This is a genomic window from Pseudomonas sp. D(2018), assembly GCF_005502555.1.
Taxonomy (GTDB): Bacteria; Pseudomonadota; Gammaproteobacteria; order Pseudomonadales; family Pseudomonadaceae; genus Metapseudomonas; species Metapseudomonas resinovorans.
The window spans coordinates 25264-42931 of record NZ_SCOK01000013.1 but is presented as its reverse complement, the minus strand read 5'-3'; the positions used below and the strand labels follow the sequence as shown (position 1 = coordinate 42931).

The window sequence follows — 17668 nt, the reverse complement described above, 5'->3', positions numbered from 1 at the left end:
CTTGCTTGCTCAGCATCAACAATACTCACTCCAACGGCGGAGCGGGTTGATGACAATGGCGTCGATTCCGGCCGGCCCCGGCTGCTCCGGATCGGCGCCATTTTGCTGATAGGTGGCAACCAAGATGACGGACAAGCAGAACACCACGCGAGCAGACAATCTGGCCTGGGTCACGGGCAGCGACGCGCCAGAGAAGTGCATGCTCAACCTGGGCTTCATGCCCCTGACCGACTCGGCCTCCCTCATAGTCGCCGCCACCCAGGGCTTCGCCCAGCCATACGGCCTCACCCTTAACCTCCAGCGCCAATCGTCCTGGGCCACGCTGCGCGACAAGCTGCTCTCCGGCGAACTGGACGCCGCGCAAGCACTCTACGGACAAATCTACGGGATAGAGCTGGGCATTGGCGGCCCCTGCGCCGAAATGGCCATCCTCATGGGCCTGTGCCAGAACGGCCAGGCCATCAACCTCTCCGAACCACTCAAGCGCATCGGCGTGACCAGTTCCGAGGCACTGATCCGCCACGTGCGCCATGGTGGTGCACGCCTGACCTTCGCCCAGACGTTCCCTACCGGCACCCACGCCATGTGGCTGAACTATTGGCTGGCCGCCCAGGGCATCCATCCGTTGCGGGATGTCGATACGGTCGTTGTACCGCCCTCGCAGATGGTCGCTCACCTCAAGGCGGCTCGCATCGACGGCTTCTGCGCTGGTGGCCCCTGGGGCGCATTGGCGGTGGACCAGGGCCAGGGGTTCACCTTGGCCACCAGCCAGATGATCTGGCCGGACCATCCGGAAAAGGTCCTCGGCGTCACCCGCGAGTTCGCCGAGCAATACCCCAACACTACCCGAGCCCTGACCATGGCCGTCCTTGAAGCGAGCCGCTTCATCGACGCCAGCCTCGAGAACCGGAGCAGCACCGCCCAGTTGATCAGCGGCAGCGACTACGTAGACGTCCCGTTGTCGGCCGTTGAGCCGCGCTTCCTTGGCCACTACGAGGATGGATTGGGCAACGCCTGGGAGGACGATCACCCGCTGCGCTTCTTCGAGGGCGGCCAGGTGAACATGCCCTACCTCTCTGACGGTATCTGGTTCATGACCCAGTTCCGCCGCTGGGGCCTGTTGCGGGACGACCCCGACTATCTCGCCATCGCCCAGCGCGTCCAGCGGCTGGATCGCTACCGCGAAGCCGCCGAAGCCCTCGGTATCCCCGTTCCCGCCCCGATGCGCAGCGCCACACTGATTGACGGTCGTACCTGGGACGGCAATGACCCCGCTGGCTACGCCCGCAGCTTCCCCATCCACTCCCTGGCCGGCAATGCCCGCGCCATTGCCCTGTAGCCGTTAGGGAAGACCGCCGCCATGCTGCGCATCCTGCTGATCAACGACACCGCCAAGAAAGTCGGCCGCCTCAAGGCCGCCCTGGTGGAAGCCGGCTTCGAGGTCATCGACGAATCCGGTCTGACCATCGACCTGCCGGCCCGAGTCGAAGCCATTCGCCCGGACGTGGTCCTGATCGACACCGAATCCCCGGGCCGAGACGTGATGGAACAGGTTGTGATGGTCACCCGTGACCAGCCCCGCCCCATCGTCATGTTCACCGACGAGCACGACCCCAAGGTCATGCGCCAGGCCATCCAGGCCGGCGTCAGCGCCTACATTGTCGAAGGCATCCAGACCGACCGCCTGCAACCGATCCTCGACGTCGCCATGGCCCGCTTCGAGAGCGACCAAGCCCTGCGCGCCCAGCTCACCGTGCGCGATCAGCAGTTAGCCGAGCGCAAGCGCATCGAACTGGCCAAAGGGCTGCTCATGAAGATGAAAAACTGCAACGAGGAAGACGCCTATACCCTGATGCGGCGTCAGGCCATGAGTCGCCAGCAGAAGCTGATCCAGGTCGCCGAACAGATCATCGCCATGCACGACATGCTCGGAAACTGAAGCCCGGCCCCAGTCCTTCTTGCAAGCGTGGGCTCCGCTCGGGGAAGCGCAGCCCTCCCGCCCGACGGGGTGCCATCAGGCGTATCCGCGGGCGCAGGCGAAACAGCCCTCGACAAGGACACGGCGAAGCCCTTATCTTCGCCGCCAGGCCACCACAGTGGCCGACGTCGCTCGGACGGTTCCGGGCGCTTACGTATCCGAGGAAAGCATGGCTGACCAGCGTTCACCGCGCCGTTTTGCGCGCATCGATCGTCTCCCCCCCTACGTCTTCAACATCACCGCCGAACTCAAGATGGCAGCACGCCGTCGCGGTGAGGACATCATCGACCTCTCCATGGGCAACCCCGACGGCGCCACTCCGCCGCATATCGTGGAAAAGCTCGTGCAGGTCGCCCAGCGTGAAGACACCCACGGATACTCCACTTCCCGCGGTATTCCCCGCCTGCGCCGAGCCATCTCGCGCTGGTACGAGGACCGTTACGACGTGGAGATCGATCCAGAGTCCGAAGCCATCGTGACTATCGGTTCCAAGGAAGGCCTGGCGCACCTGATGCTCGCCACCCTGGACCATGGCGACACGGTACTGGTCCCTAACCCCAGCTATCCGATCCACATCTATGGCGCGGTAATCGCCGGCGCGCAGGTGCGCTCGGTGCCCCTGGTACCCGGCGTGGACTTCTTCGCCGAACTGGAACGGGCGATTCGCGAGAGCATCCCGAAGCCGAAGATGATGATCATCGGTTTCCCCTCCAACCCCACCGCCCAGTGCGTGGAACTGGACTTCTTCGAGCGCGTGGTTGCCCTGGCCAAGCAGTACGACGTGCTGGTCGTGCACGACCTGGCCTACGCCGACATCGTCTACGACGGCTGGAAGGCGCCCTCCATCATGCAGGTCCCCGGCGCCAAGGACATCGCGGTGGAGTTCTTCACCCTGTCCAAGAGCTACAACATGGCGGGCTGGCGGATCGGCTTCATGGTCGGCAACCAGGAACTCGTCAGCGCCCTGGCACGAATCAAGAGCTACCACGACTACGGCACTTTCACCCCGCTGCAAGTCGCCGCCATTGCCGCTCTGGAAGGCGACCAGCAGTGCGTGCGCGATATCGCCGAGCAATACCGCCAGCGCCGTAACGTCCTGGTGAAGGGCCTCCACGAAATAGGCTGGATGGTGGAAAACCCCAAGGCATCGATGTACGTCTGGGCCAAGATTCCCGAGCCTTATGCCACCATGGGTTCCCTGGAGTTCTCCAAGAAGCTACTGGCCGAAGCCAAGGTCTGCGTATCGCCCGGCCTGGGCTTTGGCGACTACGGTGACGATCACGTACGCTTCGCCCTGATCGAGAACCAGGACCGAATTCGCCAAGCCGTTCGCGGCATCAAGGGCATGTTCCGTGCCGACGGAATTCTTGAGCCGTCGACAGCGCCCAAACCCCGGAAGTCCGGCAAGGCCTGACGCCCGATTACGTCCCCTGGTCACAGGGGACACACTCTCCGCTGAACTTTCCCGAAACCTGCGCCCGGCAAGGTTTCCTCGCCTTTTCAAGCGCTTGAAGCCCCCTCCCACGCACAACCGCTCGTCGGCTTTCAGATCGTTTTTTGAACAAAATCAAGGGTTCACCACTCTGATGATAGCCTGAGTACATCGCGTCACTTTTGAGCCATGGTCGGTGGATGGCGCGCATGTCTTATTCCCCTTGAGTCCGGAGCGATTCCAAATGTACAAGTTCATGTGCACGAGGTTTCTGTGTCTCAAAAAAGGAGGAGTGCGTATGAAGACATGAAATATACATAGAGATGTAGAGCAACCTGACCACCACTCAAAGTCCAAAGAGACCAAAGAGTAAGAAAACAACATATATCGGTGCCCTTACTGCATCAGCACACCAACTTACTTTGTAAAACAAGAGGTAAACCATGGAGCTGTACCATCTCATTACTTCCCTGTTCAAACAGGAAGCAACCATGGAACTAATGCGCATGGGTGTTGTTTATGCCCACTTGATCGCTTGCTGCGTGGCAATCGGCTTGGTCCTGACCAGCGACTATGCCATGATCAAGCAGATGATCACTGGCAAAGACGACGCTATCCATAGCGACAAAACCCATCTTGATACTCTGAAGAAAACTGTACTGCTTGCACTTGCGGCACTCTGGGTAACAGGGATAGGTATCGTACTGCTGGACTACTCTGTCAAAGGCGCGGTGTATTTCCTCAACCCCAAACTCCAGGCGAAAATCCTGGTCGTGGCACTGTTGACCGTAAACGGTTTCCTGCTTCACAGCGCTGTACTGCCTGCCATCAAAAAAGCCGGCACGCTGGTCAAGATGGAAACCAACGCCCGCACCCTCGCGGTGTTCGCGGGTGTCGTCTCCGGAGTCTCCTGGTTCTATGGAGCCATGCTGGGCATCGCTCGTCCGCTTAGCTGGAAATACTCCCTTGGCGAAATCATGTTCGCTTACCCGCTGTTCATCTGCCTTGGCTTCGTCGCGATGACGCTGCTGGTGAAGTGGGCAAGCAACAGAGCTGAAAATCTCACTCCTTCTCGAGTGAATCCCGCACTCGCCTCGATGTAAGAGATGACTGGGCAGGGATGCCCAGTTTCAGCTCAAGGCCTCATCGAATTGTTTGCCCATTAACTTCATCACCCACTTTCAATCGATACAACACCTCCTGCGAACACCCTCTCCTGCCTCTTCCTCACGAATAGGCACCAAAGTCCAAATTCCCCCCCTCATTCAAGCTGGCCCGGAACTTTTTCACCCTCTGCATGTACGAACTGCTGCCCCCTAGGTATTCAGCAGTAAGGACATCCAGTGATCGACCTAAGCACCTGGAACCTCACGGTCCCAGCCACCAGCTCCAATACCCTCATCACCACCGATCGCCTTAACAATGGCTACGAAAGCCAATACTTTCGGCGAAATGCTGACGGTAGTATCAGCTTCTGGGTACCCGTGAATGGGTCTCGCACCGAAGATGCCAAATACCCCCGAACCGAACTACGGGAAACCCAGGCTGATGGCACCCTCAGTTACTGGTACCACGCCAGCGCCGATAACTACCTCAGCGCGGTGCTCTCGGTAGAGCAGGTACCCAGCCAGAACAAGATCATCATCGGCCAGATCCACAGCAAGGACGAACCCGGCAGCGAGAACGACCCCCTACTCAAGATTCAGTACCACTACTTGCGCGGCAACGGCCGGGTCGAGGCGCTGCTTCGCAAGCGCCCGGGCGACAAGGAGGTGGAGAACATCCTGCTTGCCGAGAACGTCGACCTGGGCGAGCGCTTTGGCTACGACCTGCGCATCACGCCTACCGGCAAACTGGGTATCACCGTCACCAGCAACGGCGATGATGGCAACCTCTATCGCAAACTGAGTGGCTACTGGGGGGCCCAGCAGCTCTACTTCAAGGCCGGCGCCTATATCCAGGACAACTACGGAGCCGACAACGAAGGGGGCCGCGTCATCTTCTACTGGTTGAACGGCCTGCACCGCTGACATTCAGCCCCGAAATGCCGGGCTATCCGATCATGCAGGCGTAGAATCGGCGCTTTGCCGCTTCTACGCCCGAGATTCCCATGGCCCGCCTATCCCTGAACTTCCCGGAAGACCAGTACTGCTACTCCACCCACCTGACGGTGCGCGTCACCGATATCAACGGGGCAAACCACTTGGGCAACGACTCGATGATCTCGATGATCTCGGAAGCCCGCGCGCGATTCCTGTTCGAGTTCGGCGTCAGCGAGACTGCCGAAGACGGTACCGGGATTATCGTCACCGACCTGGCCACCACCTACCGGGCCGAAGCCCACGCCCGCGATCAGTTGTTGTTCGAGGTGGGTGTCATGGACTTCAACAAGTACGGTGGCGACATCACCTTCCGCATCACCCGCCCGGTCGATGGCCGACTGGTCGCCATGGCCAAGTCCGGCTTCGTCTTCTTCAACTACCGGGCGTCTTGCGTGGTCGCGATGCCTGACGGTTTCCGCAACACCTTTCCCAAGGTGAACTGGCTGGAGTGAGGCCGAGTGGCCTCAACTCGGTGCATCCCTCCTCCCCATGCCCCTTTTTGAATCAGGCCAGGTTTCCGTCAGAAACCCGCTAACCGCTCTGGAATAGGTATTCCAAAGATTGGCCCGGCTCTTGCTCTGCATCTGGCAGAGGTAGCCAACGGCGGTTGCCCATCACACGACAAAGGCGTCGCGTCACTCCGCAGCAATGCGGGCAGTGGTGCGACGCCTTTTTCGTTCCGGCCCCAGCGATGGGGCGGTGGACGGGCCGCGATCCGGACGTTCGCTTGCAGCTCACTCACTCCCGCTGCGGCTTGTGCCGCAGGACGAAGCGCCACAAGCGCGACGTTTTACCGGGAGGTGCGACCGCCGTGCCCACGATCACGACAGGCGCGCCTCCCGGCCCCTAACTGCAGATGAGGTGTTCGATGACAACGAGTTTCTGGAAAGCCGGCCACACGCCCACCCTGCTCTCCGCCTTTCTCTACTTCGACCTGAGTTTCATGGTCTGGTACGTGCTTGGCCCGCTGGGCGTGCAGATCGCCACCGATCTCCAACTCACCACCCAGCAGCGCGCCATGATGGTCGCGACCCCCATCCTGGCTGGCGCGGTATTGCGTTTCCTGATGGGCATGCTGGCTGACCGCACCTCGCCCAAGACCGCTGGCCTGATCGGTCAGGTGGTGGTGATCATCGCGCTGTTCGTTGCCTGGCAGGTGGGTGTCCGCACCTATGAGCAGGCGCTGCTCCTCGGCCTCTTCCTTGGATTCGCCGGTGCATCCTTCGCCGTGGCGCTGCCGCTGGCCTCCCAGTGGTATCCGCCGCAGCACCAGGGCAAGGCCATGGGTATTGCCGGTGCCGGCAACTCCGGCACCGTGCTGGCCGCTCTTTTCGCACCGGGCCTGGCCGCCCTCTACGGCTGGAACAACGTATTCGGCCTGGCGCTGATCCCTCTGGTACTGACCCTGGCAATCTTCTCCTTCGCGGCTCGCAACGCACCCAACCGTCCGGCTCCCAAGGCGCTTGGTGATTACCTCAAAGCCCTGGGCGACCGAGACAGTTGGTGGTTCATGCTCTTCTACAGCGTGACCTTCGGCGGCTTCCTCGGCCTGGCCAGCACCCTGCCCGGCTACTTCCACGACCAGTACGGCCTGGCCCCGGTGACCGCCGGCTACTACACCGCCGCCTGCGTGTTCGCCGGGAGCCTGATGCGCCCGCTGGGCGGCGCCTTCGCCGACCGCATCGGCGGCATCCGGACCCTGCTGGTGGTCTACACGGTAGCCTCCATATGCATTGCCGCCGTGGGTTTCCACATCGCAAGCTCCACCGTCGCACTCGCCCTCTTCGTAGTCGCCATGCTCAGCCTCGGTGCCGGCAATGGCGCGGTATTCCAACTCGTACCCCAGCGCTTCCACAAGGAAATCGGCGTGATGACCGGCCTGATCGGTATGGCCGGCGGGATTGGTGGTTTCTGCCTCACCGCAGGCCTGGGTGCCATCAAGCAGACCACCGGCGACTACCAGCTTGGCCTGTGGCTGTTTGCCAGTCTGGGCGTAGTGGCGTGGTTCGGCCTATACGGCGTCAAGCAGCGCTGGCGCACCACCTGGGGTTCGGCCGCCGTCACCGCTGCCCGCGTCTGAGCTGATGCCCACTTCGGCGCCAAAAGCGGCGCCGAACCCGACCCGACAAGGAGCGCCTCGCGCTCCTTTCGCCATACAGGACGCCCATCCAGATGACCCTGCAACTCAGCTTCGGTGAGGCCAGTGCCACCGGTCCGCGCACGGAGAACCAGGACGCCCTGCGGGTAGTCACGCCAGCGCCTGCCCTGGCCGCCAGCAAGGGCTACCTATTCGCCCTGGCTGATGGGGTCAGCCAATGCGCCGACGGCGGCCTGGCCGCTCGCGCCACATTGCAGGCCCTGGCGCTGGACTATTACTCCACCCCGGAAACCTGGGCCGTGGCCCAGTCCCTGGACCGGTTGCTGGTGGCCCATAACCGCTGGCTCCAAGCCAACGGCGGCGGCCAGCCATTGCTCACCACACTGACTGCCATGGTGTTACGCGGACGCCGTTTCACCCTGGCCCACGTGGGGGACTGTCGCGCCTATCGCTGGGACGGCCAGCAGTTGCTTCGCCTCAGCGAGGACCATGTCTGGGAACAGCCCGGCATGCAGCACGTGCTCAAGCGCGCGCTCGGCCTGGATCAGCACCTGGTGGTGGACTACCTGGACGGTGAGCTGGCGGAACGCGAGGGATTCGTGCTGGTCAGCGATGGCGTCTGGGCCGTACTCGGCGACCAGGGTATCCAGCGCATTCTCCAAGATGAGCAGGACCTCCCCGCTGCCGCCCAGGCGCTGGTCAGCGCCGCGCACCTGGCGGGCGGCCAGGACAACGCCAGCGCGTTGCTGATTCGCGTGGAAAACCTGCCGCAGGCGGGACTGGCCGATACATTGGCGCAGCTGGATCACTGGCCGTTGCCGCCCCGCCTGCTGGATGGGCAGGACTTCGAGGGCTGGCAGGTCGATCGCCTGATCGCCGAATCCCGCCAGTCCATGGTCTATCGGGTGCGCGACGGCCAGGAACGGCGCTGGTTGCTGAAAACCCTGCCTACCTGCCGCCACGACGAGCCTGGAGCCGCCCCGGCGCTGATGCTGGAGGAGTGGTTCCTGCGCCGCGTCGCCGGGCGCCACTTTCCCGAAGCGCATCCCCTACCCCAGCGCCAGCACCTGTACTACGTGCAGCGCGAGTATGCAGGACAGACCCTGGCCGAACATCAGCGGCTTAGCGGCACGATGGCGCTGCCGGAATGGCTGGATATTGCCCCGCGCCTGCTCAAGGCCCTGGGACAGCTGCACCGGCGCAACATCCTGCACAGAGACATCAAGCCAGAGAACCTGCTCTGGGGAGATGACGGTGAGCTGCGCCTGCTGGATTTCGGCCTGGCCTATTGCCCCGGACTGTCCCAAGACCAGGCCCACAGCCTGCCCGGTACGCCCAGCTACATCGCCCCGGAAGCCTTCGCCGGAGCACCGCCGTCCCCCCGACAGGATCTGTACGCCGCGGGAGTCACTCTGTATCACCTGCTAACCGGTCACTATCCCTATGGTGAAGTCGAAGCCTTCCAGCATCCGCGCTTTGGCACGCCCACTCCGGCCAGCCGCTATCGGCCTGACCTGCCCACCTGGCTGGACGAATGCCTGGCTCGTGCCATCGTCGCCGACCCCGCCGGACGCTACGAAACGATGGAGGAATGGCTGCTGGCCCTGGAGCAAGGCGAGCGCCGAGCCCTGGCCGCCAAACCCAGGCCGTTGCTGGAGCGCGAGCCGCTGAAGGTTTGGCGCGGGTTGGCCCTCGCATCCCTGCTGCTCAACCTCGTACTGCTGATCGCCCTGCTGCAAGGCTGACGCACCAGATCGGGGCAATGCGCCCCAGGCAAGTGCGAGACGACCCACAAGTCATTGCGCAAGACCGCGAAGTACAAGGCCTCCGAGGGTTGGCACGGCGCCTGCAACATCCGCTTCGACAATCTACAAAAAGCGCCCGCCTCAACGACGAGACGGCACTTTCCCGATCGAACGGGACTTGGACAAAGGCGTCCTGCTGGAAACAGCGGGACGCCTTTTTTGTTTGTTCGACGTTTATGCAGGAGTGTCCTGGCATGAAGACATCCAAGCTGGTGGTGATCGGAAACGGCATGGCCGGAGTGCGTACCCTCGAAGAGTTATTGCGTCTTGCGCCAGAGCGATACCAGATCACCGTGTTCGGTGCCGAACCCCATCCGAACTACAACCGCACCCTCCTCTCCCCAGTTCTGGCCGGCGAACAGTCGTTCGAGGAAATCATCCTCAACGACCTGGCCTGGTACGCGAAGAACAGCATCGATCTGCTACTCAATCGCAAGGTGGCAAAAATCGACCGCCAGCGTCGCCAGGTGATCGCCGAAGACGGTACCACTGCCGCATACGATCGCCTGGTCATTGCCACCGGCTCCACGCCTAGTCGCCTGTCCATCCCCGGCAACCGTCTGCAAGGGGTGATTGGCTACCGCGATATCGCCGGGGCCCGCGCCATGATCGAAACGACCCGCACTCACAGCCACGCGGTGGTGATTGGCGGTGGACTGCTTGGTCTGGAAGCAGCCAATGGCCTCAAACAGCGCGGCATGGACGTCACGGTCGTACATCTGGCTGACTGGCTGCTGGAAAAGCAGCTCGACCCGCTGGCCGGCGAGAAGCTACTGCGCGCGCTGCAGGCTCGCGGTATCCGTTTCCGCCTGGGCACCGCCACCGAAGAACTGATCGACAACGGCGACGGCCGTGTTTGCGCCGTGCAACTGGCTGGCGGAGAGGTGATCACGGCGGACCTGGTGGTAATGGCAGCCGGCATCAAGCCCAACACCGAACTTGCCGAACAGGCGGGCCTACCTTGCAGCCACGGCATCCTGGTCGACGACACCCTGCAGACCTATGACCCGCGCATCTACGCCATCGGCGAATGCGCAAACCACCGCGGTATTTCCTACGGGCTGGTCGCCCCGCTGATGGAGCAGGCCAAGGTCTGCGCCAATCATCTGGCCATGCTCGGTTTCGCGCGCTACCAGGGTTCCAGCACGGGAACCCAGCTCAAGGTGGCCGGCATCGAGATGCTGAGTGCAGGTGACGCGCCCCATCCCGGCCAGGTCGCCGGCATGCGCGGCGCCTGCCCCTTGCACGACTGGCAGATCGAACTGACCAACAACGACGTGCTGGCCTGGACCTGAATCATTTAGGGCGCGAGCTGCGCCGAGGAGAATCCCGATGAACGGCAAAGTCTGGCTGGTAGGTGCAGGCCCCGGCGACCCCGAACTCCTCACCCTGAAGGCGGTAAAAGCGCTCAATCAGGCGGAGGTGGTGATGATCGATGACCTGGTCAATCCGGCGGTACTGGAGCACTGCCCCAATGCCCGGGTTATCCGCGTGGGCAAGCGCGGCGGCTGCCGCTCAACGCCCCAGGCGTTTATCCATCGCCTGATGCTGCGCTATGCGCGCCAGGGCAGGTGCGTGGTGCGGCTGAAGGGCGGCGATCCGTGCATTTTCGGCCGCGGCGGTGAAGAGGCCGAATGGCTGGCCGAGCGCGGCATCGAGAGCGAACTGGTCAATGGCATCACCGCAGGCTTGGCAGGCGCCACCAACTGCGGCATATCCCTCACCCTGCGCGGAATCAGCCGTGGTGTCACCCTGGTCACCGCCCACACCCAGGACGACAGCAGCCTCAATTGGGGGGCTCTCGCGCAGTCCGGCACGACGCTGGTGGTTTACATGGGCGTCGCCAAGCTTGCCGATATTCGCGAGGGGCTTCTGGCGGGCGGCATGTCCGGTGCCATGCCCGTGGCCATGATCGAGAATGCCTCCCTGCCCCACCAACGCGAATGCCGCAGCACCCTTGGGCAGATGCAGACAGACGCCCAGGCCTTCGAACTGAAAAGCCCGGCCATCCTGGTCATCGGCGAGGTTGCCGCAGCCGAAGCTGTCCTCCCGATGGCACGAAGCGCCTAAATCTCTCTTCGCTCCTGCGAAGTAGTGTTTGCCCGGCCATGCCGGGCTTTTTTTCATCCGGATCAGCGCACGACACTTTCTTCGGGCAAAGAAAAACCCGGCCGAGGCCGGGTTTTTCTGAGGCTCAAACCAATTACTTGGCCTGGGCTTCCACTTCAGCTTCTACGCGGCGGTTAACAGCGCGGCCGTCAGCGGTGGCGTTGTCGGCAACCGGGCGGGTTTCGCCGTAGCCAACAGCGTTCACGCGCTCGGAACCTACACCGTACTGGTCAACCAGCACGTCGCGTACGGCGTCAGCACGACGCTCGGACAGCTTCTGGTTGTAGGCGTCGGTGCCGACGGAGTCGGTGTGGCCTTCAACAGTGGTGGTGGTAGCCGGGTACTGGTTCATGAAGTCAGCCAGGTTCTTGATGTCACCGTAGCTTTCTTCTTTCACCTTGTCCTTGTCGAAGTCGAACTTCACGTCCAGCTCAACGCGTACGACTTCGGCAACAGCCGGGCAGCCATCAGCGTCAACGGTAACGTTGGCCGGGGTGTCCGGGCACTTGTCGACGTTGTCGCAAACACCGTCGTTGTCGCTGTCAGCGCACACTTCGGCAACCGGAGCCGGAGCCGGCTCTTGCTTGGTGGAACCACCGAAGTTCACGCCAACGCCTACGCCAGCCATCCACTCGGATTCCTGGGCGTCCAGGTTGTACATGCCGTCCAGGCTCGCCTTGGCGAAGAAGTTCTCGGTGAAGTAGTACTTCAGACCGGTGCCAACGTTGGCGAAGGTGCTGTGATCACGACCGGAACGATCCGGAATGTTGCTGATGCTCTGGTGAGCAAAGCCGCCGGAAACGTAGGGACGCAGACCAACACCCGGAGTACCGAAATGGTAAACAGCGTCGAGAGAAGCCAGGCTGCCCTTGATGTCTTTGTGGCCGTCGACGCCGAAGGCATCGTCGGAGGTCATGTCGTGGTACTCGCCGTACGACAGAGCCAGGGAAACGTCGTCGGTCAGGTAGTAGCCTACCGAGCCGCCGTAAAGGTTGCCGTCCTCGAGACTGCGAGAACTGTCGGTGAAGTAACGCTTACCGAAAGCCTCCACCTCAACTGCGCCTTGGCCCTGAGCCAGCGCGTTCATCGAGAGAGCGGCAACAAGAGAGCCAACGGCTACGCCTAAGGTGTTTTTCAGTTTCATCCGTAAATCCCCATCATTGGTGGTCAGAAGTTGTCGAACAATCTCCAGACAACTTGGTCGGCAATTCTAGCAGAACATACCGGCCCTTAAGAGATAATTTTTCCCAAACTAAGTTTCGGAAAGGCCCGAGAATTTTTCGCGCAGTCGATCCAGTGCACGCTTGTAGCGCATTTTCGTGGCGCTCAAGCCCATATGCATAATGTCAGCGATCTCCTGAAACTCCAGCTCTGCGACAAAACGTAGCACAAGAATTTCCCTGTCAATGGGATTTACATGTACCAGCCATCGCTCCAGGCCTCCCCGCTCCTCGACTTTGGGTGCTTTCTCTTCCGAAGCCTCCTCAAGAGGATCCAGACTCAGCGCATCGAGCAAGCGTCGCTTTCGGCGCTCTTTCCGATATTGGGTAATGCACTCGTTGTAGGTGATGCTATATAGCCATGTCTTGAACTTCGACTTGCCTTCGAAGTTCTTCAATCCATAGAGCACCTTCAGCATCACTTCCTGGCAGACATCATCTGCGTCGCGGTCGTTCCCTAAATAGCGGGCACAGACGTTGAACAAAGTGCGCTGATAGCGCCGCATCAATTCTTCATAGGCGCGCGTGACATGGAACAGCTCGACATGCGCGCGCTCCACCAGCTCCTCATCAGAGAGCTCGCGTGGGTCATAGCGCAAGGAAAGCGATTGGGGCTTGTTCAAAACGGGTCGGGCCGACAGTCAGGTCAAAAGCCGCCGGGGCGCGAGGTTCGCGCACCCTGTCTGGCGGCATACATTAGCAGGGAAAAGCCGTCGTGTTAGCGGCTGGTTACCCGTTGATCGAGCAAAGTACGATTCGACACCGAAACCAGCTCACCTTCCTCGGTAAGCAGCAGGGTCTTCACCGTGCCAATTTCCTCGATCTGACCTTCGACATCGCCCACCTTCACTTGTTGCCCAACCTGATAAAGCTCGCGCACATAGATGCCGGCGAGGATCTGACCGGCAATCTCGCGGCTGCCCAGTCCCAGCGCAAGCGCCGCTGCCAGGCCGATGGAAATCAGCACGATGGCAATGACGTTGTTCAGCAGGTCGGTCTTGACCTCCAACTGGCCGATGGCCACAGAGATGCTGATGATGATGACCAAACCTTGGGCAATACGGCCCAGGCCATGGGCATACTCCAGCCCCACACCTTCCGCGGCACCCCGCACCACGCCGCTGACCAGTTGCGCCAGCAGCACACCGGCCAGCAGCACCAGGGCTGCGCCCAGCACCTTGGGCAGGTAGAGCGCCAGTACGTCCAGGGTCGCCGAAACGCGGTCCAGCCCCAGGGACTCGGCAGCAGTCACGAGGAAAATCAACAGCACGAACCAGTAGACGATCTTCCCGATCAGGGTCGAAACCGGTACCTGGATACCCGCGCGGGACAGCATCTTGGTCAGGCCAGTGCCTGCCATCAGGCGATCCAGACCCACTTTGGCCAACAGCTTCGACAATAGGGTATCCAGCAACTTGGCTACCACGAAGCCCAGCAGTACCACCACCAGCGCGCCGAACAGGCGCGGAATAAAGCCCGCCACCGGTGCCCACACCGAGGTCATGGCGTTAACGAGTCCTTGAGTCCAGGGGTCGAATTCCATGTTCAATCAGCCTTATCTGCAGAACGGACAGAAGCATTGCGGCGCGATACAGGCGCCAAGTGAGGCGAGCCATTGTTCAGGGCGATCATCATGGCCTCGAGCCAATGGCCCATCAGACTGAACAGATCCCCGGCGCCTACCTGGCGGTTGGCGGTCTTGAGTACCCGACCCAGCGTGGCGTCATCATCGTGATCGGGTTGCGGTGACGCCTTGAGCAGGTCCCGCAGGGATTCTTCGAACGGATCGTGCATGCGCACCTCGCGTGGATATGTCGGCTAGACGAGACAGGAGCCACCCAGGTCACATCAGAGCCAACGCAGCCGACGGAAAAGCCACAACTGGAAACCGGCAATTCCCAGGATCAATACGCAGGCCAGGACGAAGCCATAACGCGTCTCATCGCCGGGGATGCCGCCTACGTTCATGCCCAGCAAGCCTGTGATGAAGCTCAGCGGCAGGAAAAATCCGGTAGTAATACCCAGCAGGTACATGGTGCGGCTGGTGCGCTCACCTTGGCGACGGCTTTCGCTTTCCAATACCAGGCCGATGCGCTCGCGGATCAGCTCCAACTCCTCCAGGTAACGGGTCAGGCGATTGTTCAGCTCGTTCCAGTAATCGCTGTCGCCTTCGACGAACCAAGGCATACGGCTGCGCGCCAGTTGCCCGTAGATATCTCGCTGGGGAGCCAGAAACCGCTTGAGCCCAGCGGCTCGGCGGCGGACCTGCAGCATCAGGTCATGGTTCGGACGGAACCGTTCGCTGTTGTCGAGGTGCTCCTCCTGCTCATCGACCTTCTCTGACAGGTCGGCGACCAGCGAATCGACCTTGTCGGTCAGGTGCTCCGCCATGTACAGCAGCACCTCGGAAGCCACCTTCGGCCCGGTACCCCGCGCCCACTGTTCGATCAGCTCATCCGTGGCGTGCAATGGCCGCAGGCGCAGGGAGAGGATGCGCTGCGCCGAGGCGAAGATCCGTACCGAGACCATATCCTCCGGGACAGCGCCGGGATTCAGGTTCACGCCGCGCAGGAACAGCAGCAACTCGTCATCGGGCAGCGCCAGCATCCGCGGCCGGGTGCTCTCCTCCAGAAGCAGGTCGCAAGCGAACTCGGACAGCCCGCTTTGCTCCCGTAGCCAGCGCCGCGCGAGTGGATGACTGCGATCCCAGTGCAACCAGAGGCTCTGTGCAGGCGCAAGCTGCAAGTTGGCCAGCGCCTCCCGGGAGATCGGCTCGGCGCCACCCTGCCCGTCCAGCACGAAGGCATGTACCAGCCCCCACTGGGCGTTCTGCTCCTCGAACATTCAGTCTCCTTGGAAGAAAAAGCCCGGCTACCAGACTGCGTGAGGACGTCGCGAGCGAAGGTCCGGCAAGGCGAAGCCGCCGAAAAAGCGCAGTTTACGATCTGTAAATGAGCATTTTGAGGCGGCTTTCAACGCAGCGTCACCGAGCGCAGCAGTTCTCACTCAGAACTGTCCCGCCGGGCTCATTCAATCAGGCCGGCATTTCCAGGGGTTTCGGCGAAATGATGATGCCGTTGTTGTCAGCGTATACATACTCACCCGGGCGGAAGGTGACGCCGCCAAAAGTGACCACGACATTCAGGTCGCCGATACCACGCTTGTCCGTCTTCATCGGGTGGCTGGCCAGGGCCTGGACGCCCAGGTCAGTCTGGGCGATCACGTCGACATCACGGATGCAGCCGTAGACCACGATCCCTTCCCAACCGTTCTTCGCAGCCTTCTCGGCCAGCATGTCGCCCAGCAGGGCGCGACGCAGGGAGCCTCCCCCATCGACCACCAGCACCTTGCCCTTGCCCGGCAAGTCGACCTGCTCCTTGACGAGGGAGTTGTCCTCGAAGCACTTGATGGTGACGATCTCACCGCCGAAGGAGTCGCGACCGCCAAAGTTGCTGAACATGGGTTCGACGACCTGGACCAGGTCCGGATAGGCATCGCACAGATCAGGGGTAACGTATTGCATGGACTTCTCCTTGATAGCAGTTACAGATCGAGACCGATGCGGTCGCCGTCGTAGGCCAGCGGCAGACGCCGCAATGGAGGGCAAGGCGCACTGACCGGACGGCCGCTGGCCAGGTCGAAAGCAATGCCATGCCTGGAACAGCGCAGCACCCCGCCTTCGAGGGTGCCGGTGTGCAAGGGCGCGCCCTGGTGTGGGCAACGATTTTCCATGAGGATCGGCTGCTGATCAACGACGATCAGCAACAAATGCCGCCCCTGAACCTGAAAAATACCTCGGTAGCCGTCCTGCAGATTGATCAGTCGTTCCAGCGCTACGAACATGGAGCCTCCACCGCTCCGCGATTCCGCCATCTTTAGCACAGCCTCCTGCCATCCGAAACTGGAAACCGTCGGCAGGCAGCGAGCTAGAGCGTCACGACCTCAGCTCCCTGAACAGCGACCGGCAGGGACTGATGCCCCAGCCAATGCGCCACCAACGGCCAAACCTCTCGCTCGGCAACCTTGCTCACCAGCATCTCGATGTGGCCGAAGTCGTCGCTGAACCCTGCGTCCCGCGCCAGACGCAGGAAGTGACGGTTCTCCTCGGGGACTTGCTCCACCAGTTTTCGGCAGGCCCAGGCCGGGTCCTGCAGATCGCCTGCAGCCGCTACAGCCAAAACGGGAACCCGCACGTCCGCCAGTCCGGCCCACCAGTCCCGCTCGGCATCGCCGAAACGACCGAACAGGCCGTGCCAGCGCATGCTTTCCAGGGCAAGACCGATCGGTTCGTCCTCGGGCCCGCGCTTGAGCCATGACCCGGAGAGCACCTCGAACCGCTTGAGCAACAGACGACCGCTCCACTCCACTGGGGGCACCTTGAGCGGCCAGTAGTTACGACTGATCTGACTGCCGAACAGCGCGACCGACGCCGCATCTCCGTCACCCAAGTAGTGCCCACCCAGGGCCGCAGCGAGTGTCGTTCCACCCAACGAGTGGCCGAGCCAGTGCGGCACCTGCCCACACTGCTCACGAACGAATGCAGCGATGGCTGGCAGGTCATAGCGCGCGTAGTCCGCCACTCGGTTGCGTCGGTAGTGCTGGTTACGCGGCGACAGGCCGTGGCCACGCATCTCGACGATCCACACGTCGAAGCCGGTGCGTGTCAGGTAAGGTCCGAGTCCAAGCCCCTTGGGCGAGTACCAGAAGCGCCGATTGGAAAAGCTGCCGTGCACCAGGATGACCGGTACGCCACGCTCATCCTCCTGGCCAAAGCGCCCAAGGCGGGTCAGAACCAGTTCTACACTCGCGTCCGGGCTGTTGCCGGGCTTCAGGCGATAGACGTCTTCGGTCAGGTCGCCACGGAGTTCTGCGCTCATCAGCGCAACGGGAAAGAGATCACTACTGCTTTGCATGATTGCTGCTT

At 61.8% G+C, this 17668-nt stretch carries 17 protein-coding genes and 1 pseudogene; 10 read left to right on the top strand and 8 right to left on the bottom strand.

Going from position 1 to position 17668, the window contains the following annotated elements; all coding sequences use genetic code 11:
• Positions 1-124: 124 nt before the first annotated feature.
• The 10 genes and pseudogenes from FFS60_RS10970 (at position 125) to cobA (ending at position 11485) form a co-directional block, all read left to right on the top strand.
• Positions 125-1339, top strand: a complete 1215-nt coding sequence (locus FFS60_RS10970; RefSeq protein WP_137821984.1) for a CmpA/NrtA family ABC transporter substrate-binding protein — start codon at positions 125-127, stop codon at positions 1337-1339.
• 21 nt (positions 1340-1360) lie between these two features.
• A complete protein-coding gene (locus tag FFS60_RS10965) occupies positions 1361-1939 on the top strand; it encodes an ANTAR domain-containing response regulator (RefSeq protein ID WP_028627779.1) in 579 nt (192 codons plus the stop codon).
• 208 nt (positions 1940-2147) lie between these two features.
• Positions 2148-3392 carry an alanine transaminase gene (alaC, locus tag FFS60_RS10960; RefSeq protein ID WP_137821983.1) on the top strand — a complete coding sequence of 415 codons (1245 nt, stop codon included), beginning with the start codon at positions 2148-2150 and terminating at the stop codon, positions 3390-3392.
• A gap of 461 nt (positions 3393-3853) precedes the next feature.
• Positions 3854-4513: a hypothetical protein gene (locus tag FFS60_RS10955; protein WP_028627781.1), complete on the top strand. Its 660-nt coding sequence runs from the start codon at positions 3854-3856 to the stop codon at positions 4511-4513.
• Positions 4514-4753: 240 nt separating this feature from the next.
• Positions 4754-5440 carry a polysaccharide lyase family 7 protein gene (locus FFS60_RS10950; protein ID WP_028627782.1) on the top strand — a complete coding sequence of 229 codons (687 nt, stop codon included), beginning with the start codon at positions 4754-4756 and terminating at the stop codon, positions 5438-5440.
• Between the two features lie 80 nt (positions 5441-5520).
• Entirely contained in the window at positions 5521-5964 is a 444-nt protein-coding gene (locus FFS60_RS10945; protein WP_028627783.1) for a thioesterase family protein, read from the top strand.
• Between the two features lie 416 nt (positions 5965-6380).
• Positions 6381-7592: a nitrate/nitrite transporter gene (locus tag FFS60_RS10940; RefSeq protein ID WP_028627784.1), complete on the top strand. Its 1212-nt coding sequence runs from the start codon at positions 6381-6383 to the stop codon at positions 7590-7592.
• A gap of 92 nt (positions 7593-7684) precedes the next feature.
• Positions 7685-9355, top strand: coding sequence for a bifunctional protein-serine/threonine kinase/phosphatase (locus tag FFS60_RS10935; protein WP_028627785.1), 1671 nt, complete (start codon positions 7685-7687; stop codon positions 9353-9355).
• A 254-nt stretch (positions 9356-9609) separates the two neighbouring features.
• Positions 9610-10611: pseudogene (locus tag FFS60_RS10930) on the top strand (NAD(P)/FAD-dependent oxidoreductase); the annotation flags it as partial.
• Between the two features lie 136 nt (positions 10612-10747).
• Positions 10748-11485 carry a uroporphyrinogen-III C-methyltransferase gene (gene cobA / locus FFS60_RS10925; protein ID WP_137821981.1) on the top strand — a complete coding sequence of 246 codons (738 nt, stop codon included), beginning with the start codon at positions 10748-10750 and terminating at the stop codon, positions 11483-11485.
• 133 nt (positions 11486-11618) lie between these two features.
• Here cobA and FFS60_RS10920 read toward each other — a convergent pair whose 3' ends face one another.
• From FFS60_RS10920 to FFS60_RS10885, 8 genes are all read right to left on the bottom strand, one after another.
• Positions 11619-12668: an OmpA family protein gene (locus FFS60_RS10920; protein WP_137821980.1), complete on the bottom strand. Its 1050-nt coding sequence runs from the start codon at positions 12666-12668 to the stop codon at positions 11619-11621.
• 108 nt (positions 12669-12776) lie between these two features.
• Positions 12777-13367, bottom strand: coding sequence for an RNA polymerase sigma factor SigX (gene sigX / locus FFS60_RS10915; RefSeq protein ID WP_028627788.1), 591 nt, complete (start codon positions 13365-13367; stop codon positions 12777-12779).
• Between the two features lie 95 nt (positions 13368-13462).
• Positions 13463-14287 (bottom strand): mechanosensitive ion channel domain-containing protein, encoded by an 825-nt coding sequence (locus tag FFS60_RS10910; protein WP_028627789.1) that lies wholly within the window; start codon positions 14285-14287, stop codon positions 13463-13465.
• Between the two features lie 2 nt (positions 14288-14289).
• Positions 14290-14544 (bottom strand): CrfX protein, encoded by a 255-nt coding sequence (locus tag FFS60_RS10905; protein WP_169338769.1) that lies wholly within the window; start codon positions 14542-14544, stop codon positions 14290-14292.
• Positions 14545-14592: 48 nt separating this feature from the next.
• On the bottom strand, positions 14593-15588 hold the full coding sequence (locus FFS60_RS10900) for a zinc transporter ZntB (RefSeq protein WP_028627791.1): 996 nt from the start codon (positions 15586-15588) through the stop codon (positions 14593-14595).
• Between the two features lie 190 nt (positions 15589-15778).
• Positions 15779-16267 carry a ribonuclease E activity regulator RraA gene (rraA, locus tag FFS60_RS10895; protein WP_137821979.1) on the bottom strand — a complete coding sequence of 163 codons (489 nt, stop codon included), beginning with the start codon at positions 16265-16267 and terminating at the stop codon, positions 15779-15781.
• A gap of 20 nt (positions 16268-16287) precedes the next feature.
• Positions 16288-16587, bottom strand: a complete 300-nt coding sequence (locus FFS60_RS10890; protein WP_137821978.1) for a Rieske (2Fe-2S) protein — start codon at positions 16585-16587, stop codon at positions 16288-16290.
• Positions 16588-16670: 83 nt separating this feature from the next.
• Complete coding sequence (locus tag FFS60_RS10885; RefSeq protein WP_028627793.1) at positions 16671-17657, bottom strand: alpha/beta fold hydrolase; 987 nt, start codon at positions 17655-17657, stop codon at positions 16671-16673.
• Positions 17658-17668: the final 11 nt, after the last annotated feature.